General features: G+C 35.9%; 32 protein-coding genes, 1 other RNA gene and 1 other annotated feature. Of the genes, 6 read left to right on the top strand and 27 right to left on the bottom strand.

All coding sequences use genetic code 11. The annotated features are described in order from the left end of the window. Positions 1 to 1,290, bottom strand: a complete 1,290-nt coding sequence (locus tag F3I00_RS02055) for an adenylosuccinate synthase (RefSeq protein ID WP_020807949.1) — start codon at positions 1,288 to 1,290, stop codon at positions 1 to 3. A gap of 190 nt (positions 1,291 to 1,480) precedes the next feature. Here F3I00_RS02055 and F3I00_RS02050 point away from each other — a divergent pair, with 190 nt between their 5' ends. Continuing rightward, positions 1,481 to 2,473, top strand: coding sequence for a GMP reductase (locus tag F3I00_RS02050; RefSeq protein WP_024273020.1), 993 nt, complete (start codon positions 1,481 to 1,483; stop codon positions 2,471 to 2,473). A 154-nt stretch (positions 2,474 to 2,627) separates the two neighbouring features. Then, positions 2,628 to 2,810, top strand: a complete 183-nt coding sequence (locus F3I00_RS02045) for a DUF3990 domain-containing protein (RefSeq protein WP_020807948.1) — start codon at positions 2,628 to 2,630, stop codon at positions 2,808 to 2,810. 18 nt (positions 2,811 to 2,828) lie between these two features. On the opposite strand, the gene F3I00_RS02040 is transcribed toward F3I00_RS02045, so the two are convergent. Then, positions 2,829 to 3,878 carry an IS30-like element ISLga1 family transposase gene (locus tag F3I00_RS02040; RefSeq protein ID WP_159310966.1) on the bottom strand — a complete coding sequence of 350 codons (1,050 nt, stop codon included), beginning with the start codon at positions 3,876 to 3,878 and terminating at the stop codon, positions 2,829 to 2,831. A 109-nt stretch (positions 3,879 to 3,987) separates the two neighbouring features. Here F3I00_RS02040 and F3I00_RS02035 point away from each other — a divergent pair, with 109 nt between their 5' ends. The 3 genes from F3I00_RS02035 (at position 3,988) to F3I00_RS02025 (ending at position 6,151) form a co-directional block, all read left to right on the top strand. Then, positions 3,988 to 4,317: a DUF3990 domain-containing protein gene (locus F3I00_RS02035; RefSeq protein WP_274741735.1), complete on the top strand. Its 330-nt coding sequence runs from the start codon at positions 3,988 to 3,990 to the stop codon at positions 4,315 to 4,317. Between the two features lie 63 nt (positions 4,318 to 4,380). After that, positions 4,381 to 4,668 (top strand): hypothetical protein, encoded by a 288-nt coding sequence (locus tag F3I00_RS02030; RefSeq protein ID WP_003649392.1) that lies wholly within the window; start codon positions 4,381 to 4,383, stop codon positions 4,666 to 4,668. Between the two features lie 109 nt (positions 4,669 to 4,777). Then, positions 4,778 to 6,151, top strand: a complete 1,374-nt coding sequence (locus tag F3I00_RS02025) for a ClC family H(+)/Cl(-) exchange transporter (RefSeq protein ID WP_020807792.1) — start codon at positions 4,778 to 4,780, stop codon at positions 6,149 to 6,151. Positions 6,152 to 6,241: 90 nt separating this feature from the next. Here F3I00_RS02025 and F3I00_RS02020 read toward each other — a convergent pair whose 3' ends face one another. From F3I00_RS02020 to F3I00_RS01930, 19 genes are all read right to left on the bottom strand, one after another. Then, complete coding sequence (locus F3I00_RS02020; protein ID WP_020807793.1) at positions 6,242 to 6,865, bottom strand: hypothetical protein; 624 nt, start codon at positions 6,863 to 6,865, stop codon at positions 6,242 to 6,244. Between the two features lie 234 nt (positions 6,866 to 7,099). Beyond that, positions 7,100 to 8,146, bottom strand: a complete 1,047-nt coding sequence (gene tsaD / locus F3I00_RS02015; RefSeq protein ID WP_020807794.1) for a tRNA (adenosine(37)-N6)-threonylcarbamoyltransferase complex transferase subunit TsaD — start codon at positions 8,144 to 8,146, stop codon at positions 7,100 to 7,102. Further along, positions 8,143 to 8,700: a ribosomal protein S18-alanine N-acetyltransferase gene (gene rimI / locus F3I00_RS02010; RefSeq protein ID WP_065169729.1), complete on the bottom strand. Its 558-nt coding sequence runs from the start codon at positions 8,698 to 8,700 to the stop codon at positions 8,143 to 8,145. The genes tsaD and rimI overlap by 4 nt, the downstream gene beginning before the upstream one ends. After that, positions 8,684 to 9,409, bottom strand: coding sequence for a tRNA (adenosine(37)-N6)-threonylcarbamoyltransferase complex dimerization subunit type 1 TsaB (gene tsaB, locus F3I00_RS02005; protein ID WP_159310965.1), 726 nt, complete (start codon positions 9,407 to 9,409; stop codon positions 8,684 to 8,686). Before tsaB ends, rimI begins: the two co-directional genes overlap by 17 nt. 28 nt (positions 9,410 to 9,437) lie before the next feature. Further along, entirely contained in the window at positions 9,438 to 9,953 is a 516-nt protein-coding gene (locus F3I00_RS02000; protein ID WP_024273019.1) for a folate family ECF transporter S component, read from the bottom strand. 50 nt (positions 9,954 to 10,003) lie between these two features. Beyond that, the gene (locus tag F3I00_RS01995; protein ID WP_020807798.1) at positions 10,004 to 10,738 is read right to left on the bottom strand and encodes an acyl-[acyl-carrier-protein] thioesterase; all 735 of its coding nucleotides are present in this window, start codon (positions 10,736 to 10,738) and stop codon (positions 10,004 to 10,006) included. A 17-nt stretch (positions 10,739 to 10,755) separates the two neighbouring features. Next, positions 10,756 to 11,613 carry a 16S rRNA (cytidine(1402)-2'-O)-methyltransferase gene (gene rsmI, locus F3I00_RS01990; protein ID WP_003651995.1) on the bottom strand — a complete coding sequence of 286 codons (858 nt, stop codon included), beginning with the start codon at positions 11,611 to 11,613 and terminating at the stop codon, positions 10,756 to 10,758. Between the two features lie 3 nt (positions 11,614 to 11,616). Next, positions 11,617 to 11,961 carry a DNA replication initiation control protein YabA gene (yabA, locus tag F3I00_RS01985; RefSeq protein ID WP_003649401.1) on the bottom strand — a complete coding sequence of 115 codons (345 nt, stop codon included), beginning with the start codon at positions 11,959 to 11,961 and terminating at the stop codon, positions 11,617 to 11,619. Positions 11,962 to 11,971: 10 nt separating this feature from the next. Further along, on the bottom strand, positions 11,972 to 12,829 hold the full coding sequence (locus F3I00_RS01980) for a DNA polymerase III subunit (protein ID WP_020807799.1): 858 nt from the start codon (positions 12,827 to 12,829) through the stop codon (positions 11,972 to 11,974). Continuing rightward, positions 12,829 to 13,155 carry a cyclic-di-AMP receptor gene (locus F3I00_RS01975; RefSeq protein ID WP_003649403.1) on the bottom strand — a complete coding sequence of 109 codons (327 nt, stop codon included), beginning with the start codon at positions 13,153 to 13,155 and terminating at the stop codon, positions 12,829 to 12,831. The genes F3I00_RS01980 and F3I00_RS01975 overlap by 1 nt, the downstream gene beginning before the upstream one ends. A gap of 13 nt (positions 13,156 to 13,168) precedes the next feature. Then, on the bottom strand, positions 13,169 to 13,810 hold the full coding sequence (gene tmk, locus F3I00_RS01970; RefSeq protein ID WP_020807800.1) for a dTMP kinase: 642 nt from the start codon (positions 13,808 to 13,810) through the stop codon (positions 13,169 to 13,171). A gap of 107 nt (positions 13,811 to 13,917) precedes the next feature. After that, positions 13,918 to 14,154 (bottom strand): YaaL family protein, encoded by a 237-nt coding sequence (locus F3I00_RS01965; protein ID WP_003647758.1) that lies wholly within the window; start codon positions 14,152 to 14,154, stop codon positions 13,918 to 13,920. Beyond that, entirely contained in the window at positions 14,151 to 14,750 is a 600-nt protein-coding gene (recR, locus tag F3I00_RS01960; RefSeq protein ID WP_003649405.1) for a recombination mediator RecR, read from the bottom strand. Before recR ends, F3I00_RS01965 begins: the two co-directional genes overlap by 4 nt. Positions 14,751 to 14,752: 2 nt before the next feature. Then, a complete protein-coding gene (locus F3I00_RS01955; protein WP_003647760.1) occupies positions 14,753 to 15,082 on the bottom strand; it encodes a YbaB/EbfC family nucleoid-associated protein in 330 nt (109 codons plus the stop codon). Between the two features lie 11 nt (positions 15,083 to 15,093). Beyond that, entirely contained in the window at positions 15,094 to 16,902 is a 1,809-nt protein-coding gene (gene dnaX, locus F3I00_RS01950; RefSeq protein WP_020807801.1) for a DNA polymerase III subunit gamma/tau, read from the bottom strand. Positions 16,903 to 16,964: 62 nt separating this feature from the next. Next, an RNA gene (gene ffs / locus F3I00_RS01945) (signal recognition particle sRNA small type) lies at positions 16,965 to 17,045 on the bottom strand. A gap of 33 nt (positions 17,046 to 17,078) precedes the next feature. Then, positions 17,079 to 17,561 carry a tRNA adenosine(34) deaminase TadA gene (tadA, locus tag F3I00_RS01940; RefSeq protein ID WP_020807802.1) on the bottom strand — a complete coding sequence of 161 codons (483 nt, stop codon included), beginning with the start codon at positions 17,559 to 17,561 and terminating at the stop codon, positions 17,079 to 17,081. Positions 17,562 to 17,721: 160 nt separating this feature from the next. Further along, positions 17,722 to 17,904 (bottom strand): hypothetical protein, encoded by a 183-nt coding sequence (locus F3I00_RS01935; RefSeq protein WP_003647765.1) that lies wholly within the window; start codon positions 17,902 to 17,904, stop codon positions 17,722 to 17,724. Between the two features lie 76 nt (positions 17,905 to 17,980). Beyond that, positions 17,981 to 18,592: a class I SAM-dependent methyltransferase gene (locus tag F3I00_RS01930; protein WP_020807803.1), complete on the bottom strand. Its 612-nt coding sequence runs from the start codon at positions 18,590 to 18,592 to the stop codon at positions 17,981 to 17,983. Between the two features lie 105 nt (positions 18,593 to 18,697). Here F3I00_RS01930 and F3I00_RS01925 point away from each other — a divergent pair, with 105 nt between their 5' ends. Then, positions 18,698 to 18,922, top strand: a complete 225-nt coding sequence (locus tag F3I00_RS01925) for a hypothetical protein (protein ID WP_003649409.1) — start codon at positions 18,698 to 18,700, stop codon at positions 18,920 to 18,922. A 35-nt stretch (positions 18,923 to 18,957) separates the two neighbouring features. Here F3I00_RS01925 and F3I00_RS01920 read toward each other — a convergent pair whose 3' ends face one another. The 6 genes from F3I00_RS01920 to F3I00_RS01895 all read right to left on the bottom strand — a co-directional run bounded on the left by F3I00_RS01920 (position 18,958) and on the right by F3I00_RS01895 (position 23,044). Further along, a complete protein-coding gene (locus F3I00_RS01920) occupies positions 18,958 to 19,794 on the bottom strand; it encodes an ion channel (RefSeq protein ID WP_020807804.1) in 837 nt (278 codons plus the stop codon). A 77-nt stretch (positions 19,795 to 19,871) separates the two neighbouring features. Beyond that, positions 19,872 to 20,234: a 50S ribosomal protein L7/L12 gene (gene rplL / locus F3I00_RS01915; RefSeq protein WP_003647769.1), complete on the bottom strand. Its 363-nt coding sequence runs from the start codon at positions 20,232 to 20,234 to the stop codon at positions 19,872 to 19,874. Positions 20,235 to 20,277: 43 nt separating this feature from the next. Further along, positions 20,278 to 20,778 (bottom strand): 50S ribosomal protein L10, encoded by a 501-nt coding sequence (gene rplJ, locus F3I00_RS01910; RefSeq protein ID WP_003647770.1) that lies wholly within the window; start codon positions 20,776 to 20,778, stop codon positions 20,278 to 20,280. 37 nt (positions 20,779 to 20,815) lie between these two features. Beyond that, positions 20,816 to 20,939, bottom strand: a sequence feature (ribosomal protein L10 leader region). Between the two features lie 38 nt (positions 20,940 to 20,977). Beyond that, entirely contained in the window at positions 20,978 to 21,769 is a 792-nt protein-coding gene (locus tag F3I00_RS01905) for an amino acid ABC transporter substrate-binding protein (protein ID WP_024273017.1), read from the bottom strand. Beyond that, positions 21,766 to 22,413, bottom strand: coding sequence for an amino acid ABC transporter ATP-binding protein (locus F3I00_RS01900; protein WP_020807806.1), 648 nt, complete (start codon positions 22,411 to 22,413; stop codon positions 21,766 to 21,768). Before F3I00_RS01900 ends, F3I00_RS01905 begins: the two co-directional genes overlap by 4 nt. After that, positions 22,400 to 23,044 (bottom strand): amino acid ABC transporter permease, encoded by a 645-nt coding sequence (locus F3I00_RS01895; protein ID WP_020807807.1) that lies wholly within the window; start codon positions 23,042 to 23,044, stop codon positions 22,400 to 22,402. The genes F3I00_RS01900 and F3I00_RS01895 overlap by 14 nt, the downstream gene beginning before the upstream one ends. Positions 23,045 to 23,047 lie beyond the last annotated feature (3 nt).

Genomic DNA, 23,047 nt, shown 5'->3' with positions numbered 1-23,047 from the left:
TTACATTTCCCAAGGATTCTTCAAAACAATAGTTTGTTCACGATCTGGACCAACAGAAACAGTAACTAGAGGAACACCAACTAATTCAGAAACACGGTTCAAGAACTTCTTAGCGTTTTCTGGTAAGTCTTCCCAAGTCTTTACATTAGTAATATCTTCATCCCAAGCTGGTAATTCTTCGTAAACAGGCTTACATCTGTATAATTCTTTCAAGCTTGCTGGGTAGTAGTCAATCTTCTTACCATCAAGTTCATAAGCAGTAGCAATCTTAATCTTGTCAAAGCCAGAAAATACATCTAATAAGTTCAAGCTTAAAGCATTGATACCAGCAACACGCTTTGCGTGACGAAGAGCTACTGAGTCAAACCAACCAACACGACGTGGACGGCCAGTAACAGTACCATATTCATGAGCAGTTTCACGAATGCGATCACCAACTTCATCTAATAATTCAGTTGGGAATGGACCTTCACCAACACGAGTAGTGTAAGCCTTGCAGACACCAATTACAGTATTCAAACGGTTAGCTCCCATACCGATACCAGAAGCAATTCCGCCAGAAATAGTGTTTGATGAAGTTACGTATGGGTAAGTACCTTCATCAATATCAAGCATTACGCCTTGCGCACCTTCGAATAAGACTTTTTCATTCTTATCTAACGCATCATTAACTACTACTGAAGTATCAGTAACGTATTTCTTCATCTTTTGACCGTATTCAAGGTATTTTTCAAAAATATCTTCAAACTTAAGAGAAGGTTTGTTATAAACTTTAGTAAATAAAGCATTCTTTTCAGCCAAATTAGTACGTAATTTTTCTTCAAAAGTATCTCTTTCAAGTAAATCGCAAACACGAATACCAATTCTTGAAGCCTTATCCATGTAACAAGGACCGATACCGTTCTTGGTAGTTCCGATCTTCTTGTCACCCTTAGCTTCTTCTTGATAAGCATCTTGCAAAATGTGGTAAGGCATAATTACGTGTGCTCGATTAGAAATCTTCAAGCCACTAATATCGATACCTTCTTTTTCAAGGTTATCTAATTCTCCGAACATTACTTCTGGATTGATAACTACACCATTACCAATTACAGCACCCTTCTTAGCAGCAAAAATTCCAGATGGAATTAGGCGCATCTTGAAAGTCTTGTCACCAATTTCAATAGTGTGGCCTGCATTGTTACCACCATTTGAACGTACAGCCATTGCTGCATCTTTACTTAAGAAATCGGTAATTTTACCCTTTCCTTCGTCGCCCCATTGACTACCTACAACTGCTATTGCTGTCATTTGATTTCACCTCATAAAAATCATTTTCTTAAAACCGAAGACTAGTTTAACAATCTATAACTTAATAGTCAATTAATTTCCGAACATTTTTGATAATCAATAAAATAAACATTCATTTTTGCTCTTGACTTTACCTCATAACCCCCGTATATTAACTCATGTAGTTTTTAAAAAGCACGAGGTAAATTAGATGAGCAATTACTTTAGTATGGAAGCCTTCGATTATGATGACATCCAACTTGTACCTAATAAATGCATTATCAAGAGCCGTAAAGAGGCCGATACAAGCGTAAAATTTGGAAGCCGAACATTTAAAATCCCGGTTGTTCCAGCAAACATGGAGAGCGTAATTGATGATGATTTAGCTATTTGGTTAGCGGAAAACGGCTACTACTATGTAATGCACCGTTTTTATCCAGAAAAGCGCGCTGATTTTATTAAAATGATGCATGATAAAGGCTTATTTGCTTCAATTTCTGTTGGGATTAAAGATAGCGAATACGATTTTATCGACTACTTAGCTAAAGAAAAGATCATCCCTGAATATATTACAATCGACGTAGCTCACGGTCATTCTGACTACGTCATTAAAATGATCAAATACATTAAAGATAAGTTGCCCGATACATTTTTAACAGCTGGCAACATTGCAACTCCTGAAGCAGTTCGTGAATTAGAAAATGCTGGAGCTGATGCAACTAAAGTCGGCGTAGGACCTGGTAGAGCATGTATTACTAAGTTAAAAACTGGTTTTGGTACCGGAGGCTGGCAATTAGCAGCACTTAGAATGTGTTCAAAAGCAGCTAGAAAGCCATTGATTGCTGACGGTGGTATTCGTCACAACGGGGATATTGCCAAGTCTGTCCGCTTTGGCGCTTCAATGGTCATGATTGGATCCCTTTTTGCAGGACACGAGGAATCTCCTGGCAACTTAATTACAATTGATGGCAAGAGATATAAGCAATATTGGGGTTCAGCTTCTGAAGTTCAAAAAGGAGCCTACCGCAATGTTGAAGGAAAGCAAATGTTAGTTCCTTATCGTGGCTCTATTAAAGATACCTTGCGTGAAATGCAGGAAGATTTACAGTCTTCTATTTCATACGCTGGCGGTAAAGACTTGAGTGCAATTCGAGTAGTAGATTATGTTATTGTAAAATCTTCCATTTTTGATGGCGATAAATAAAATTTAAATCATGAGAACCGAAGTATTCATATTAAGTGGATACTTCGGTTTTTATATTCATTCAATTTTCATACAAAAAATCATCTTCTTTTTGCGTACTTATTTATATAGAGACTAACTTTTTCTCTATATATTTTTAGAAAGTTGATTTAGTATGAAAATTTCCATTCCAAATCTTTTGTACCATGGCAGTGACGTTATTGTAGAAAAACCAGATATTCATGCGGGAAAACCAAGACATGACTTCGGTAAAGGCTTTTACTTAACTACAGATATTAATCAAGCAGCAAAATGGAGCAAACATAAAATAAAAATTAATTCTCGTAAATTGCAATAATAAATTGAACACTTTTAGTTAAGCTGCTTGATAGATTCGATCTAATTCTCTTTCAAAGATTTCATCTGGTGTGTGATAAGCTAAAATTTTTCTTGGCAATGAGTTGCACCAGGTTTCAATGTCAATGATATTTTGTAAAGAATAGTTAGCTATTGCTTCTCCTTTAGGAATGAATCTGCGAATAAGACCATTGTGTCTTTCAACTGTTCCCTTATCACAAGAAGTGTAAGGATGGGCATAGTAAACCAGTGTATTGGAGGCTTCTTCTAGGTTGTACAGATCCGCAAATTCTGAACCATTATCAGTGGTAATAGTTTTAAAAATATCATTCCAGTGTTCACTGTATTGTCTTTGGAGTTCTTTAAAGGCCTGCATGACACTGATAGAAGTCTTGTCGGGAATACGAATAATTAAGAATTCACGACTCATGCGCTCAGATAAGGTTAACAGCACTTCATCATCTTTAGTCTTATGTCCAAGAACCAAATCGCATTCCCAATGACCGAATTCATTACGTTCACTAATTTCTTTTGGACGTTCTTCAATACTTCTGCCAAGCTTTTTCTTGTTTTTGCGAACACGATGAAGCTTGGTATTGCGTTTAAGCTTCTCAGTCAAGTCGTAATTATAAATGCCTAATAAGCCCTTATCAACGTAATTATAAAGAGTTTTGGTGCAGACAACATCGCTGCTAGAGAATTCGCCAGCAGCAGTGGCACGATTACTGCAAACATCAAGCGACCAACCGTCTTTAAAGAAATGTTTGTGGACATAGTGAATAAATTGATTTTTTTTGAGAAAGTCTGATTTACGCCCACAATTTTTACGATGAGCTTGATATACATCATGTCCTTGAGTAGCCTTGTATCTTTTGACTTTACCATGATACAGTTTTACAGTGCCACGTTTAACCTCATAACTGATAGTAGAAGGAGAACAGTTGAGTTCACGAGCAATTGCACGCAAAGAGCAGCCATCTTTCAAACGCAATTGAATAATAACTCGCTCTTCAAATGATAAATGCTTTCCTTTAACGTGCCGATTCATGGTAGAATGTAAAGAGTCCATTTTGACCTCCAATAGAAAGTTTTTGTGGTTATTAACATTCTATCAAACAGGTCCGAATGGACTTTTTATTTTTCTAAAGTGTTCAATTTGATTTTACAATCAACGAAAAATTAATTCTTCAAAATTAAAACAAAATCCGTACAACATTTTAATTTCTAAATATGTATTTGATACAAACCAATTCTATTCATTAAGAGTCAAAATATTTGATCATGTAAGCGAAGATTGGCTAAACTATATCATAAAAAATAGAAAGAATATCGATTTTGCTTTAAATACAGATTATGATCTAGTTATAGGTCCTGTAGTTGATGGAGCAAATTCCTGGGAAGCATTGGCACTATATTCTAAGCAAATTCCTGGGAAGCATTGGCACTATATTCTAATGGTACAATATCTTTTGAGAAAGCTATATTTCGTCTTAAACCAGAAAATTTAACTGACCAATGGGCCTTTAAAACTCAAAATTCAATTAACTGTTTAAAATATGGAGGTGTCCTTTATGAAGAAAAATAAATACGTAACCGAATCATTTATTAATGCAATTACTAAGGAAGTCAGTATTTTAATTGCTGCAAATGATCATATGTCGATCGAAAAAGCTGAAAATTTATTTAAAGAATCAAAAGTCTATAATTTTCTATGTTTTCCACCGGATTATTTTTATGAAGAAGATCCACAATATTTCTATGAAATGTATGAAAACTTAGAGCATAAAGGACTAATGGTCGACAACAATCAACTTTATTTAATGCAAAATCCTCAACTATATAAGTTACCAACAGATTAATACCGATAAAAACAACGATGGCGCACAGCTATCGTTATTTTTATTAGTTTAACTTCTAATTGATGTAAACTAAATTAAGCAAGTACTTTTTAGAAAGCTGGCGAAAAAATTGATTAAAACTGCCAAGCAAGTCTTAGCTAAGCCGTTTACATCAAACTTCTTCTTTATCTTCTTACAGGGAATTATCATCGGAATCATAACTGGATTAATTGTCGGTACCTTTAGGTGGATTATCGACCACACAATGAAGTTCTTATTCTTTATCTATCCCCTAATGCGGCAAAAACCGATCTACCTAATTCCTTACATCATTGCAACTTTGTCAATCGTTCTAATTCTGGGAAAGATTATTAAACCCGTTCTAAGTAATATTACTGGTTCCGGTGTGCCGCAAGTTGAAGCTGTGATGCTTAACGAAAATAAAATGAACTGGTGGAGCATTCTCTGGCGCAAGTTTGTTGGTGGCTTGCTAGCTATTTGTCCCGGTCTATTCTTAGGACGAGAAGGTCCTTGTATTCAAATGGGCGCAATGGTTGGTCAGGCCTTTGGTGAAAATCTCTTCCATGCTGATCCAGATGACCTTAAAAGACTCCAGGGATGCGGAATAGCTGCTGGATTAAGCGCCGCATTTTCCGCACCGCTAGCTGGTGTCTTCTTCCTAGTAGAAGAAATAACCTTTAACTTCATTCCCAAAGAAGTCCTGACTGCCTTAGCTGCTGCCATGTCATCTGACTTAATGACGCTTTGCTTCTTTGGCACGCAGCCTTGTCTTTACCTTCCTTTAGACAAGTCATTGCCACTTACTTCTTATTGGTTTGTAGCAATTATTGGTGTAGTCTTAGGCTTACTCGCCTACCTTTATCAATACTGCCTCTTAAGCCTTAAACCAGTCTATGCAAAGATCACCAAAATTCCAGCAATTTATCATAGTGTTATTCCGCTTCTGCTCGTAATTCCAATTGGTTTATGGAATGCTAACCTACTTGGCGGCTCACACGACTTTATTTCAAGTCTATTTGACCCAACTTTCATGAAAAGTATTCAAACTGGATCCTTAAGTCTGATACTATTACCACTTGTTTGGTTCGTTGTTCGGTTTATTTTTTCAATGATTTCTTATGGGGCATCTGTTCCTGGTGGTATCTTCATGCCAATTCTAGTCTTAGGAGCCCTTCTCGGCGTTGTTTTTGCCGTGCTTATGATTCACTTCAATATTGCGCCAAAGCGCTGCTATGGCATTATTATTGTCACTTCGATGTGTGCTTACTTTGGTACTATTGAAAAGGCTCCTTTCACTGCGCTGACGCTTTTAACAGAAATGGTAGGTTCAGTTGAACAGATTTTTCCAATGCTGATCACCACTTTTATCGCTTACTTTGTGTTAGATCTCTTAGGTGGAAAACCAATTTACGCAGCTCTAAGAATTCAGATGAATTATCACAAGCTATCTAACTTGCCTAAAGTTAAACATGCAGAAGAATAATTCATAAATATTTTCAAAACAAAAGGTGTCGATCATTCAACACAATAAGCGAAGATGATCAACACCTTTTTATATAGAAATAATAACTTTCTACAAGTTAATTAAAATACTTAATGCTATGCCCCAAATAATGGCATAAACTACAGCTACCATTACTAAGTAAATAACTGCTCCCCAGAATGGGTCGTGAATCATCTTTTCGGTTCCTGGATCTGGGCAGACAACTAAAAGAAATGATCCCAATGCAAATAGTGCGTAGAAAATCCAAACTAAACCTTCTCCAAATCCGAGCAAGCCTGAGCTTAAGCTCAAAATTAAGAAAAAGAATGCACAAATTGCAATCCAGAAGTTCCAGTTAGTTACTTGTGCAACCTTATTGACATACTGCCAAAAGCCACCTGTGTTACCAAACACGAATAAGTGACCAACCATGGAACAAAGAATTGTAATAATCTGAACAACAAATAAAATTACTATTGCCCAGAAAGTTGCACCAGATCCATGATGCACTAATGGCATGTCAAACAGGTTGGCAATGTAATTACCTGCAACAGCTAAACCAATGAATAATACAATATCTTCACCTAATAAGGTAACAACTCCATACCACTTCTCTGCAGGATTGTGGCCTAAAGGATAGCGCCATGATTCTACTAACCAACGCCAATAAGTGTTAGGAGTTTCTTCTTGTGGAGATTGAACTTCATCTTTCATAATAATTCCTCCTCAAGACTATTTATCTTTCGTATTTATTATAGCAACAATTGTTATAAAACGGCAGAATAAGGACTTGCGGAAACATGTTAGTGATAAGAAAAAACAAGCAACGGAGAAATTGCTTGTTTTTAATGAAATGTTAATGTGTCAGTTATTTAAAACTAGAAAATAAAAACATTCTACCAAAAAAGAGCCAAACATCTCTGTTCGACTCTTTTCATAACTATTTTTCTATTTCAACATGCTCTCTGCATATGGCAACTCAAGTGATGGATCTGCATTCAAATTCTCATCGCTAAACTTACCAGCCTTGTACAAGTTATATGCAGCAGCACCAATCATTGCCGCATTATCTCCGCAAAGTTTCAAGTCCGGTAAAATCACCTTTGGCTTAATATCAGCAGGTAACTTTTCAATCCCTTCTGCTAATCTATCGCGTAAGCCGTGGTTCGCGGCGACACCGCCGCCTAAGATAAATGTCTTCGGCTTATATTCTTTGATCGCTCTAATTGTCTTGTGGCTCAACACATCAACAACTGAAGCCTGAAAACTAGCAGCTAAATCATACTTATCAAGCTTTTCATGAATTTGATCTGCATGGTGGCAAGTGTTGATAAAGGCACTCTTTAATCCTGAGAATGAAAAATCATAGTCATCATCTTCCATCATTGCACGTGGGAAGTGGAAAGTATCCTTACCCTTATGTGCCCATTCATCAATTGTCTTACCAGCTGGATAATTAACTCCTAAAACACGACCAATCTTGTCATAAGCTTCACCAGCTGCATCATCTCTTGTATCACCCACAATTTCAAAGTGGATCGGATCTTTCATCAAGACAATTTCAGTATGACCACCAGATACTTGCAAGGCAAGTGCTGGATATTCAATTTCATCCTTTAATTGTGCAGCCATAATGTGGCCCATAATGTGGTCAACGCCAATCAATGGAATCCCAGTTGCCATTGAAGCTGCTTTTGCGGCACTAACCCCAATTAACAAAGCTCCAACTAGACCTGGTCCATAGGTAACGGCAATTGCATCAATATCATCCCAAGTAGCGTTTGCTTCAGCTAAAGCTTCCTTAGTAATTTGAGTAATCACTTCAATATGGTGACGACTTGCAACTTCTGGCACTACCCCGCCAAAACGTTGGTGGCTTTTTATTTGAGTAGCTACAATTAAGCTTTCAATTTCGCGCCCATTTTTAATTACGGCGGTAGAAGTTTCATCACATGAGCTTTCAAATGCTAAAATTCGAATATCTTTTTTTGTCAATTTACTTCTTCCTGTTCTCTATCTGCTATCTTTTTAATCATGCTTACGGCGTCCGCATGTTCAGCCGAATAATAATTCTTCCGAATAAAATTATCCCTAAATCCAATCTTACGATACAAGCTCTGCGCATTGTAATTATCGCTTCGCACCTCTAAGGTCATCTGAACAGCATGATTTCTTTGAGCAATTTCAATCATTGTCCTGAGCAAAAATCCACCAATTCCTCTTTTTTTAAAAGCAGGCTTAACAGCAATATTAGTAATATGTCCTTCTTGTGCCTGCATTCTCATCCCGACGAAGCCTACCAAGGTTGAACCCTGATAAACCACAAGATACAAAGAATTGGCATGCTTTTTCAATTCGCTCTTAAAAGAAAATCGACTCCATGGGGTTCTGCCAAAATAAACTTCTTGCTCTAAGCCCAACAAGTCAGCAATATTTTCATCACTCGCCTTCATAATTTGATAAGTTTGATTATCAAGTCTCAAAGCAAAAGGCGAAAAACTCAAGTCAATTTCTGCTGGATGAAAAAATAAACTAAACTTCTTCAACATAGTCGCTATCTGGACCAAATGCCTTTCCAGTCTTATTATGCCAATCAATTTCAGCTTGCGTACGTCTCAAGTATTTTGGCACCATCTTATCAGGATCAATTGCTTCCTTATTAAGTGCTAACTTACCAATTTCCCCAGCATGAATTTGATTATCGCCTGCAGCTTGCTTAAAGTTGTCTGACCCTAACAAGTCTTCAATCTCATCTTGATATTTATCAATTGGACTGCCGACAAAGACAACTTCTTCAGGCAGACCCAATTCTTTAATCTTATTAATTAAATTGTCTAAATGATAATGACCATCTGGAACTAAGTTCTCTAGCTTACCATTTACTTTTCGATAAACCCCAGCAAAGAAATTCTTGTTACGAGCATCTAACTCACTTACAATCACTCCGTCATTTACTCCATTAGCTAAAGCAGCCAAAGTTGATACTCCGACTAAATCTTTATTTAAAATAGAAGCAAACATCTTAGCAGTTGTAATTCCAATTCTCAATCCCGTATAAGAACCTGGCCCTTCTGCCACTGCAAAACGATCAATATCTTTTAAGGTAAGATTATTTTCTTTTAGTAATTCAGTAATCAAAGGATCTAAATGCTCGCTATGGTTGCGATGATCCTCTTCATTTTTTTCAACAATTTTATCCCCATCATTCAAAGCTACACTCAAATGATTGGTTGCAGTCGTGATACTTAATATCTTCATTTAAACTCTATCCTTAATACTATCGAAATTACCTTCTTATTTTAACACGTTGAAAAGCATTTAAAATCACGTAAAGTACGACAATTTGAATCCATGGCGTAATTAATTCCTTGAGAATTCTTTGTAAGAAGGCTGCTCGTAAGTCTAGGCCATATAGTAGGTGAAGCCAATAAGTATTCATTAATACATTAACTACTAAAGTGACTAATAAAGTCGCTGCAATAACGCGCCACCATTTAATTGGCTTTTGGTATAAAAATAAGGCATAGATTACCACGCCAACAATAGCTGACAGAGTAAAGCCAGGGAAGAAACCTCCCTCAACTCCAAAAATAGCTGACCGCAATAAATCACTAATTAATGCGCCGATTCCACCCCAAAGTGGGCCGAAATAATATCCTAAAAGCGCACTTCCAATAAATCCCAATCCTACTTTTACAGTTGAAGGACCAAAAGAAATTTTTTCTAATACAATATCCATCGCTACAAATAATGCCAAAGTAACTAAACCTTGCAAATCTATTTTCTTTATTCCCGTCTTCATTGGCATCCCTACCTTCCAAAAAAGCACGACTGTACTAATAAGTCATGCTCTTAATTTTCTCTCCAACTAATTTCAGCCAAAGCAGAAATTTCACCTTGATTAGAAATCAAATGATACGACGTAAGCGTATCTTGATCAAGCGTAAGCTCAGATACGGCCTGATCGCCATATTGTACTTCTTTTTTAAATGAAATATCGACACTTTTAGCAGTATGAGAATTCAAAAATTCTCTTGGTAAAGTATCAATCATCCAATCAAAATAAACACTATTAGTTAAATGATGATTTGTATCTAAATCATAGTAACGAACCGCATATGTCTTACTCGATTCATAATCCTTCAAAGGACGTAATCTCTTAAAACGTGGCATATGTTTCAAGTATGGATTTCCAAACTTTTCCATCATTTGACTATCTGCTTCAGTAATTTTTCGATTTTTTAGATCTAAAATCACCCATTGGCTTTTGACATCTACTATCTTTTTGTTAGTAGAGTCTATTATACCAAAATCTCTATATTCAAAAAAGCGATTATAACCGCTACCGTTTGTTGTAACGGTAATTTTTTCACCAGCTTCAGGAAGACGCTCAAGATCAAGATGATATTCAACTACCACCCAGCCTAAGTTTTGTTTTAATAAATCATGAATCCCAGCATTGCCTTGAGTTAATTGATCATTTGAAACTTTCATAAAATGTTCAATTAATTTAGGAAGCTGAATTTTCCCCGTTTCATCACAGTCGCCATAAGTAACCTGATGTTCTTCTTTAAAAATCTTTTCCATTAGCGATCACCACGCAATTAATTTTGATGATATTTATCATAGAGCTCATTCTTTGATACTTTATTAGCCTTAGCGACTAACTTAATAGCATCCTTTTTACTTTCGCCAGCTTCAACTCGATCAGCCACTTGCTTGATTAGCTCATCCCAAGAAAGTTGCTTTTCTTTCTCATCATTTGGTGAAACCAAAACTACGAACTCGCCTCGAGGATCATTCTTAGTGAAGTATTCATTAATTTCACTAATTGTACCTCTTAAATATTCCTCATGAATCTTCGTTAGTTCACGAGCTAACACAATTTTTCTATCTGGTTTAATTACCTCAGCCAAGGTCTTTAAAGTCTTCTTTAAACGATGAGGGGCTTCATAGAAAATTGAAGTCGCACGTGCCTGATTCATCATCTCAAAATATACTTTTTGCTCACTACTCTTACGCGGTAAAAAGCCATAATAGGTAAATGGTTGAGCATCAAAGCCAGATGCAATTAAAGCTGTCGCAAAAGCTGAAGGTCCTGGAAGCGAAACAACCGGGATATCATTTTTGATACATTCTTGGACCAGAATATAACCAGGATCGGAAATAACTGGCATCCCAGCATCAGAAATTTCGGCAATCGTATTCCCTTCTTTAAGCAATTTAATTAATTCTGGCGCACGTTCTTTAGAATTATACTTATGAAAAGAAATCATCCTATTATGAACGCCAATTTTTTCAAGTAAGATTCCGCTGGTTCTAGTATCTTCAGCAGCAATATAATCAGCTTCAGTTAGAATCCTCTTCGCTCTTAAAGTAATATCTTCTAAATTACCAATTGGTGTAGGGACAAGGTAAAGCCGTCCCTTATCCTTTTCATTAAAACTACTTTGCGCTTGCATCTTTTATCCCCTATTTTTTTGTCCGTGATTTACGAAATTATCTAAAATATCTAAGCAAAACATGCAATCTTCACCAGATTCACGGTGAGAGCCATAATACATGTTGCAAATATGATAGCCAGAATCGTAAATATTACGTAGTGATTTTAGACCAGCTTGGGATTTACTTTCTGCTGGTTCTTTGTTGGCGTCTAATTTACTAATTTTTTCTCTTAATAGTTGATTTTCAACCTTTAATTCTGTATTTTCTTTCAATACTTCAAGCATGTCATTTTCCAGACCGGCAACAGTTTTTGTCATTGCCTGAAGATTTTGCTGTAATTGTGACAATTGTGAAAATGGATCCACTCAAAAACACCTACCGTTCAAAACTCAATACTAAATAATCTAACGTATTGTGGAAACTAACATTACTAGCTCGCATCTTATCAGCAGTCATCAACAACTCCAATAAGAATGCACTTTTCCTTAACTTTTTACCAGCTGCTAGACTCTTCATCGCTAAAGTCTTAAGTTGATAAAAAACAAATTTTTGACTTGCTGGCTTTGTAGCAAGACTGCTAATCTGGCTCACGCGTACCAGTGCTAAATCATTCTGCTCTAATAACTCTTGGAACAAATACTTACTTTCTTCTTCAAGCTTAGCCGTATCGCCTAGATCATCAATTTCTTCATCAGTTAAGCCATATTCAAGCAACTGCGCTCTCTTACTATCAATTTTTTCATCAGAGAAATTAAGAATCTGCGTTCTAGACTTAACTGTTGGCAAGATTTGATTTTCATTATTGGTTATCAAAATCGTAACTACAGGTGCTACCGGCTCTTCTAATAAGTTAAGCAAAGCATTACTTGCAGCTAAAGTTAGCTTTTCAGCATTTTCAATGATAAAAAAACGTCGCTTGCCTTCAACAGGACTTTTTGCCAATTCTTCTTTCAAAGGACGAATTTGATCAATTGAAAGCGTCTGTTTTCCTTCTAGTTTTACTAAAAAGACATCAGGATGATTGCCATCTAAAATTCTTTGACAATTATTGCACGTCCCATCAGGCTTATTTTCTCCTGTACAATTAAAAAGACATGCCAGCCAATAAGCTGTATTAAGTCCTTTTTTTTGCATTGGATCGACAAACAAATAACTGTGGGCAACTTTTTTATTTAAATATGCATCCCTTAAAAGATCAGTCTGCTTTTGACCTATATTTTTTAAATCAATCATTAAAAGTGCTTAAATTCCTCAACTGGTAATACAAAGACCGTTGCTCCGCCTACAGTAACTTGGACAGGCTTACCTAGCATTGAAGTTCCCGCTGCATCCATATTCATATTAGAAACATACTGTTCTCTAGTGTGGGAACTCTTTTTGATAATTTCTAATACTTCATTTACTCGGTCATCTTCAATCCCAACAATAAAAGTTGTATTTCCTGCCTTTAAAAAGCCGCCGCTTGTAGCTAATTTTGTTGCACGCACATTATTTTGAATAAATTCTCTTGCCAATGCATCCGCGTCTTTATCTTGTACAATTGCTAAAACGAGTTTCATTCTTACCAAATCCTTACATAAAAATATCAGGTAATTGCTTTCTTATTATTTTAACACTATTAGCCGCAACTTCCTCGATTGGCAAATTAGCATCCACCTTTTTAATTCTATCAGGATATCGTTTTAACAAGTCTGTATATCCGGCATAAACTTTTTTGTGGAAAGCTAATTTTTCTTGTTCAAGTCGATCTTCTTGCCCTGCTCGTTCCTTTTCAATTCTAGCCAAGCCAGTTGCAGGATCTAAGTCTAAAAAGATCGTTAAATCTGGTTCAAGTCCGCCAGTTCCAAAATCATTAATTTGCTTTACAGCTTCAATACCCAAATTACGTCCAACACCTTGATAAGCTAAAGAACTATCAATAAATCTATCTGACAAGACAATTTTTCCAGCTGCCAAAGCTGGGCGAATAACTTCACTAACATGCTGACTTCTTTGAGCTGCATAAAGAAGAGCTTCAGTTCGATCATCCATTTCCTTATTTGCTGGATCTAAAATAATTGTTCTAATATTTTCAGAAATCTTTGATCCACCAGGTTCACGTGTAATAATCGTCTTTTTCTGTATTTCTTTTGGCAACTGCTTGATAAGCTCGTTGATAACTGTGGTTTTTCCTGCCCCATCTGGGCCTTCAAATGTAATTAAATATCCTTTCATGTCTACCCCCAATTGGCATTGTACTGTAAAAGAAAAAAGAAAGACAGACTTGTTTTTTTCAGATTATTTATTTTTCCACAAAAAAAGTCCACCACTGGTGGACTACATTATCTAGTAATCACGCTTGATGAGCTACTAGATTTAGTGTTTCTTCTTCTTGCTTCTTCATACAAAAAAATAAATTTCGCATGTAGAATTTTATTTAAAACACGATTATCAAATGAATAATCAATTGTTGTCTGATCAAAAACTTTTTGTTCTGCAAGTTGTCTCTGCAATTGAGCAACTACTTTTAATAGTCGCTCATCGCCTGCTTTTTTAACTTTATGCCTTTTTCCAATCATAGATCTGTTCTCCCTTGAACAGCGCGCTTCAAAGTAATTGAGTTTGCATATTCAATATCGCTACCTACAGCTAACCCTGCAGCTAGGCGCGTCACTTTCAAGCCGGCTGGTTTGATTAGCTTAGCTAAGTACATTGCAGTTGCTTCACCTTCTGGACTAGAATTTAAAGCCAAAATAACTTCTTTAACTTCATCTTGCTTTTGCAGTCTAGTAATTAGGCTCTTAATATTAATTTCTTCTGGGCCAACACCATCCATTGGGGACAGAACACCATGTAAAACATGGTATAAACCGTTATATTCACCCATTTCTTCAAAAGCCATTACATCTTTTGGCTGCTCTACCACCATAATTGTTGAACGATCACGATTTGCATCTCGGCAAATTTCACATGGATCGCTCTCGGTAATATTTCCACAAATAGAACAAGAGTGAAGATTTTCTTTTACCTGCATTAATGACTTGGAAAAGTCTTCCACATCATCTTCAGGCATGTCCATTGTGTAAAAAGCTAACCGCGTTGCTGTTTTTTCACCAATACCAGGCAACTTCATATAATTATCAATTAAACGTGCAATTGGTAATGGATATTGCATAATTACATCAAACCTTTAGTGTATTTTCCCATTGATGCTTGAGTAGCATCATCGACTGCCTTAATTCCTTTATTAACAGCATCAATAACTAAATCTTGAAGCATATCTGGATCATCTGGATCAATTGCTTCCTTATCAATCTTTAAGTCTTTCAATTGACGGTCACCACTAAAAGTTGCTACTACCATATCATCAGCAGACTTGCCAACAAATTCTTGAGTAGCTAAATTTGCTTGTTCAGCTTCCATTTGTTGTTGCATCTTTTTAGCTTGCTTAATTAAGCCTTGCATGTTGCCCATACCCATACCACCAAAATTAGGTCTTCTACTCATTTTTTCTCTCCTTAATCTTTAACTTGTGCTAGATCACCAAAAAGTTCTTTTGCTTTATCGATAACTTCCTTTTTAGCTTGAGGATCTACCTGATTTTCATTTGTTTCTTGTTCAGATTTTTCTATTTTTTGAAATTTCTTAGCAAGTAATTCTTCCTTATGACTTGCTACAAAATCATGCCGTACTTTTAGCCATGAAGAATCTGCAACTAAAACAATACTATAATTATGCTTCGTTAACTTGGCAATTTCAGCTTCAAGCTGAGAAATTAAATCTCCATCTTGATTTGCCCGTTCAAACCATAATTCATATTTACATTTTAAAACAATTTGTTCATGACTTGCAGCTACAGGATTCAAAACTTCCATGACGGCTCTTTGAGATACCTTCAAAGTAGACAATAAATCTGGCCAAATATCTTTGACTGTATTTAAGTCCTCTTTCGTCGCATTTTCAAGTACATGGTAGACTTGACGGCGATTATTTTCCTGTGCTGCTTGATTATTTGCACTGGCCTTTCTTCTCTTAGGTTTTTGATCAGTATTAACTGTTTGAGCAGCAACTTGTTTAGGACGAGAATTAGTTTCTGTCTTAATAGTCCCAGAAAAGTCAGAGCTACTTCTATTAGTTACTTGAACTGGTCTATTTTTTAGTTCAGCAACTTGTTTACTTAAATTATCAATTTCATTTTTTAACTTTTGAACGACAGTTGAAGAAACTGAATCACCTTGTTCTACTGGTGCATTTCCGCCTACCCCTTGCGTGACTTGAACCACAAACACATCAAGCGGAATTTGTTGCTGATTAGTGTAGCGCAAATCGTTTAAAGCAGTATTGGCTGCTTGAACTAAATTATAAAATTTTTCTTCTGGGATCTTAGCTAATTCTGCTGCATAATCTTTAGTTAAAAAAGTTGCCTCTTGATTGCTCTTAATAACCAGCATCCCTTTAACAGTTAAGCTAATTAGTTCATCTAAGATATTCTTAGTTGATGCCCCATCTTGAAGTAAATTATGAACTATTTCGAATGCTTCTGACGTTTCGCCCTTAAGTAAGTCTAATAAGACTTGCTCAATCTTTTCTTGAGCAGCATAACCAGTAATTTTTAAGGCATCGTCATACTTAACCTTATCCTGATCATAGGATAAAATTTGATCCAAGATACTTAAACTGTCCCGCATTCCACCATCAGCTACTTGAGCAATTACCTCAAGTGCCTTTTCTTCAAAGCCAATTTTTTCTTGACCAAGAATATAAGTCATGCGAGCAATTAAATCATGTTGATCAATCCGTTTAAAATTATAGCGCTGAGTTCTTGAAATAATAGTTGCTGGGACTTTTTGAAGTTCAGTTGTAGCTAAGATAAATACTACATGCTCAGGTGGCTCTTCTAGTGTCTTAAGTAAGGCATTAAAGGCACCCATCGAAAGCATATGAACTTCGTCGATAATATAAACTTTATATTTCCCCTGTGTGGGAGCATATTTTACCTTATCGCGGATATCACGAATTTCATCAACACCATTGTTTGATGCTGCATCGATTTCGATAATATCATTCATCGTCCCTCGATCTGCCGCAAGACAGTTTTCACACTCATTACATGGCTCACCATCTTGCAAATTAGTACAATTTAAGGCCTTTGCAAAAATCTTTGCACATGATGTTTTACCAGTACCACGTGGTCCCGCAAACAAAAAAGCATGTGATATCTTGCCACGCTTGATTGCATTTTTTAATGTATCAGTAATCGCTGTTTGGCCTACAACCCCATCAAAAGTTCTAGGACGCCATTTACGATATAGCGCTTGATAAGCCATTTTGCACTTCCTTTATCAAAAAAACTCCTAGCTCAAACGAGCTAAGAGCTGTTTATTTTCTCAAAAAAAGGCACATGCCCAAGCAACCTTAGTGCTGCTACCTTCCGGTCCTGACACAATTTGGAGGTCGGACATTGCCCACAAACTATAATACAGTATTTTAACTATTTTTTCCACTATTTATCTTGCTTTTGTTTACGCCTAATTTCGCGGAAAAAATCTTTTAACATTTGCGCTGCTTGATCCTTAAATAAGCCTCCAAAAACTTGAGGGTGGTGATTAAATTTTTCTACTTTGAATAAATCAATTACACTTCCAGCAGCTCCGGCCTTAGGATCAAAAGCGCCATAATAAACTTCAGCTAGCCGTGAATTAATAATTGCACCGCTGCACATCGGACATGGTTCAAGGGTAATAAACAAGCTGCAATCAACTAAACGCCAAGAACCCAGATTTTTGCAGGCCTCTCTAATCGCAATCATTTCTGCATGCTGGGTTGCATCCTCATCAAGCTCGCGTCTGTTGTAGCCTTCGCCAATTACATTTCCATCTTTATCCACAACAATTGCACCAATCGGTACTTCTCCCTGCTCTTCAGCTTTTTTTGCCTGTGCAAAAGCTAGCTGCATGTATTCTTCCTTATCGCTTTTTTCAAACATATATTTTATTCAATATCTTTCCTATAATTCTTATTAATCATTATTATTGTAATCGAAAAAGCCAGTTAAATTAACTGCTAACGTAAAGAAGTTCATCATTAAACATATTCATGTATAGTATAAAAAGTAAAAATAAAAAAGATCTTTTGGATCTCTTCTATTAAATTCGGCCACGTTTTTTAATCGTATAGCAGTTAACAAAATAGCCAATTGATCCGACAAAATAAAGCATAGCCAAACCAGCTGCACCAAGGAATCTATTACCATTAACTGATAAATAAATCATTCCACCAAACCCAGCCAAAACAATTAAGACTAAAATAATATTAATCAATAGCTTCATAATGATTCACTTCTTTCAAAGCATTATCTTCTCTACTTTGTATTCGCTTTCATTATAAACCATTATCGTTATCTTTTTAATTATTTTCGCTCATTAAAATGTAATATCCTTTATCCCGAGCTAAAATTTCACAGTTTCCGTATACTTTTGTCATTAGTTTCTTTGCACTTGGTGCCCCTTGTTTTTTCTGAATGACAACTAGCAAAATTCCATTTTCCACTAAGTGCTCTTTAGCTTCAGATAAAATTTGGTCAACTACTTTCTTTCCAGCCCGAATTGGTGGATTAGTAATCACTAGCCCATACTTTTTATCCACTTGTTCATAAATATCTGATTGGTAGATATTAACATTGTTAATTTGATTAAACTTTGCATTTCTCCTAGCTAAATCAAGAGCTCGTTCATTTACGTCGACCATATCAACTTCTTGCTCTGGCCAAAATTTAGCTGCAAATAAGCCCATTGGACCATACCCTGTTCCAACGTCTAAAATCCCAGCTTTTGGAAAGGTTAAGTCTTTCATGGTTTTGATTAATACACCAGAACCATAGTCAATTCTTAGCTTTGAAAATACGCCTGCATCAGTTGTAAATTTCAAATCAATATCGTCAATATGATAATCAACTAAATGTTCATCATGTTTAGCATCCGGATTAGCCGCAAAATACATTTGATTCTTTTTTGTCATAATTATTCTCGCTTCTTCAATTTCTATCTTATAGTTTATCAATTCTACTTTGCTTTTTTCTACAAAGCTTTATAATTAGAATGATTACAGAAAGGAAGAGATAGAATGTTAGTTTCTATTCCTATATTTATTTTAGCAATTATTGTCGGAATTTTCTGTCTATGGATGGGATTCAGAATAAAAGGCAATCAAGCTGTCTTTGGCCGTGTTCTTTCAACTAACAGTCAAACTTGGGCTAGATTTTGGCTGACTGCTGGGTGGGTTATTATTATCATCGCGGGCTGCTATCTTTTATTCATGATCATTTTACATTTTTATTTAACCATGTAAAAAAGCGTAAATTCATCTTTTTTTGAATTTACGCTTTAATTTTTATCTTTTCTTTTTTCGATCCAATCCTTAAACTTGTTCCATTCGCTAGGTGTATGACTATCTTTTAATTCTTGAATTTGTTCTTGTAAATTTTGGTTTTGCTGAGCAAGAAGCTTATTTTGTTGCTCTAGCCGGTCTAATTTATCTAAAATTAAGGTTAATTCTGCATCTTTATCTTTAATACTGACTTTTCCTTCATTTCTCCTCATCAAGTAGGCAGTAAGAGAACTAGTAACAATTCCCATTACTCCTACTCCAATCAAGATCATTGCTAGAATCACTAGTTTTCCCAACAAAGATTGTGGAGAAATTGTATGCCGTGAAATGTCACCATAACCAACCGTACTTGCAGTGGTAATCGCCCACCAAAAGGCTTGATCAAGTGAAACGTGTTCAGTAATTGATATTGCAACTGATCCTAACATTAAAAATGCAATACTAAAGTATATTACGTATAAAATGCCATGAGTGTGCAAAATATCTTTCAGCATCCCCACTAGTCCGGCCAGGCGAATTAAACGCAAAAGTCTAAAATATAGACCAATATCTCCCAATTGCGCAAATTTCATCCAGTTAAAAGCAATTCCGACCGGAATAATTGCCACTAATTCAAAAATATTATTTCTAAAAAAAGCCCGCCTATCTTTAGCAAGATATAGCCTATAAAAATAATCAATTGCTAAAATAATTAAAATAATGTTGTTAAGCCAAAACCACTTACTATTAGTACCATTAATATCAATTATGGCTGCAAAGTCTAGAACGATCAGTACAATTGAAACGATAGCTAAAGCAGCCTTAAACCATTTATAAAAATTTTTCTTAAGCATAATTTTATTGTAAACAAAAATGAGGACTCCGTAAAATAGAGTCCTCATTTTTAATAGTGTGTTCAGTTAAGACCTTATTACTTAACAGTAACAGTTGCGCCAACTTCTTCAAGCTTAGCTTTGATGTCGTTAGCTTCGTCTTCAGAAACGCCTTCCTTAACGTTCTTAGGAGCACCATCAACAAGGTCCTTAGAATCCTTAAGGCCAAGACCAGTGATGTCACGAACAACCTTGATAACCTTAACTTTTTCTTGACCAACATCAGTCAATTCAACGTCAAATTCAGTCTTTTCTGCACCTGCGCCTGCAGCACCTGCAGCAGCAACTGGAGCAGCAGCTGAAACACCAAATTCGTCTTCAATAGCCTTTACTAAGTCGTTTAATTCAAGGATTGAAGCACCTTTTAAATCTTCAATAATCTTTTCAGTATCTAAAGCCATTATAAGTTTCCTCCGAAATTAGATATGTGTAAATTTACTATAATTATTCGTCTTTTGAATCAGCGACAGCCTTAACAGCATATGCAAAGTTGCGAACTGGAGCTTGTAATACAGATACAAGCATTGAAAGTAAACCTTCGCGACCTGGAATAGCTGCAAGTTTCTTGATTTCTTCTTGGCTGGCAACCTTACCTTCGAGCATACCACCTTTAATTGATAATGCGTCGATATCATCTTCGTATTTAGAAACAATACGAGCTGGTTCAGTAATGTCATCTGCATCAGCAGTGTAAACAACAGCAGTAGGACCAACAAAAGTATCGTCTAAACCTTCGATACCAGCCTTTTCAGCAGCACGCTTTAAGTAAGTATTCTTGATAACTTTCATCTTAACGTTAGAATCACGTAAATCCTTACGTAAGTTAGTTACTTCTTCAACAGTTAAACCTAAGTAGTCAATTACTAAGATAGCTTTAGCTTCCTTAAGTTCTGCTGCAAAGTCATCAACAAGCTTTTCTTTTTTAGCAATGATTGCTTTACTCAACGAATTCACCTCCAAATTTACTTTAAGATAAATTCTATCAGCCGAAATAAAAACTCCACGCCAAAAAGACATGGAGTTGTAAAACTCTTAGTTTTTCTGGCCTCGGCGGGATATTAAGGCACGTTAGCCACCCGAGTCTTAGGTAGAATTTACTGTACAATATATTACCTTAAATTAGATAAGTCGTCAATAGCTTTTTTTAATTAAACCATTTTTGTCGTATTTTCTCTAACTCCCCTGTCTTTTCTAGATGCTCAAGAGCTTGATTAATCTTATCTTTTAAAATCTTGTCTTTCTTATTTATTCCTACTGAAAACTTTTCGCTCGGATATGGTAGTTTTTCTTTCTTAAATTCTTTTTGATACTTACTATGAGCTAGGTAGTAATTGGCATACACTCCATCAATCAATAAACCGGTGATTCTACCGGCTTTCAAATCAATGAAGGCATTATTATAAGTATCATATAAAACTGTGCTTTTAACCCGCTTTTTTAGAACATTAGGATAATTATCTAAATCGTCTGCTCCAGAAGACCCAGTTTGAACGCCAAGGACTTTTCCCTTCATTTGACGATAATTATCTATCTTATCTTTCTTACGCGTAACTAAAATTTGGTCATTTTCAAGATAAGGTCGTGAAAATGCTACTTTTTTTGCTCGAGCCTTCGTTTTGGTATAACCATTCCAAATAACATCAATTGTTCCATTACGCAATTCGGTTTCTTTCATTGACCAATCGATAGTTTGAAAATCAGGTTTTAAACCAATTTTCTTGCAAACAGCTGTTGCTAAGTCGACATCAAAGCCAACTAACTTACCATTTTTTTGTCTAAAATCCATCGGCACAAAACTATCATCCACACCAATTACTAAGGTTCCACGCTCTTTAATTTTTTGCCAAGAGCTTTCCTGTCTTTGGCAACCATATAATCCCAAGGCTGTAATAACAATCATCAGTAAGCCTAAAACTTTTATTATTTTTTTCATCATTTTTCTATTGGCTCAACTTTTAAGATTTTATCAGCGACAGCTTTCCCAAATTGATGATCATGCGTAATAACAACCTGCGTCATTCCAGTTTGTTTAAGCTTTAAGAAAATTTCTTTTACTTTTCCTACCAATTCAGGATCTAAAGCTGAAGTTGGTTCATCATAACACAAAATTTCTGGCTTCATTTGCAATGCTCTAGCAATTGCTACACGTTGCTTTTGTCCACCTGACAATTGGTAAGGATACAAATTCTTAAACTTTTCTAAGTCTAGTTGCTTTAAAACAGGCTCTGCAGCTTTTTCAGCATCAGATTTACTCATCTTATTCACCATAATTGGAGCTAAGGTAATATTATCCATTACCGAAAGATTAGGAAAAAGATTATAATCTTGAAAAACCATCCCTACCAAATGATTATTACGATCAGTTGGATCAAATTCTTTTCCATTATGGATAAATTTTCCACTATCTGCACTTTCAAGGCCCGCAATTAAACGTAATAATGTTGTCTTACCTGCGCCTGATGGCCCAATGATACTTAGGATATCGCCTTGATCAAGTGAGAGATCTAATTTATCAATAATTTTTCTTGTACCAAAGCTCTTGCTTATCTTCTTAAGCTCTAAAACTTTATTTCCAGACATTGCTCTTCTTCTCCACTACTCGTAATAAAGCTGTTAAAACAGCAGTCATTGCCAAATATACACATCCTACTAAGACAAGTGGAACTAAAGATACATCACGCGCCGTTGCCACATTTCCAGCACGAAGTAAATCGCCTAAGCCAATTACATAAACTAAACTAGAATCCTTGACCAAATTAATTAATTCATTTCCGATTGAGGGAAGAACGATTTTAACAACTTGTGGTCGAACAATTCGATTAATAGTCTGCCAGCGACTTAACCCAAGCACTTGCGCAGCTTCAAATTGTCCAACAGGAACGGCTTGTAAACCCCCACGAAAAATCTCAGCAAAATATGCGGCGTAATTAATAATAAAAGCAACTAAAGCAGCCTCATATCTTGGAAAAACTATTCCGACAGTTGGTAAGCCATAAAAAATAAAAATTAATTGGAGTAAAAGCGGCGTACCACGAATAATCCATACATAGAATTTCAAAATAGCCTTAACCAGTTTTAAATTTGAATGTAAGCCAAAAGCGACTAACAAACCTAATGGAATAGAAACTACAGTCGTCCAAAAAAAGATTTCGATAGTTAACCAAGCACCGGAAAACAATGAAGGTAAAATACTAAAAATATAATTTAGCACTTC

The sequence above is a fragment of the Lactobacillus sp. JM1 genome (genome assembly GCF_009834385.1).
GTDB lineage: Bacteria > Bacillota > Bacilli > Lactobacillales > Lactobacillaceae > Lactobacillus > Lactobacillus paragasseri.
Note: the sequence above shows the minus strand (reverse complement) of the source record. Positions and strands in the feature narration are given on the sequence as shown.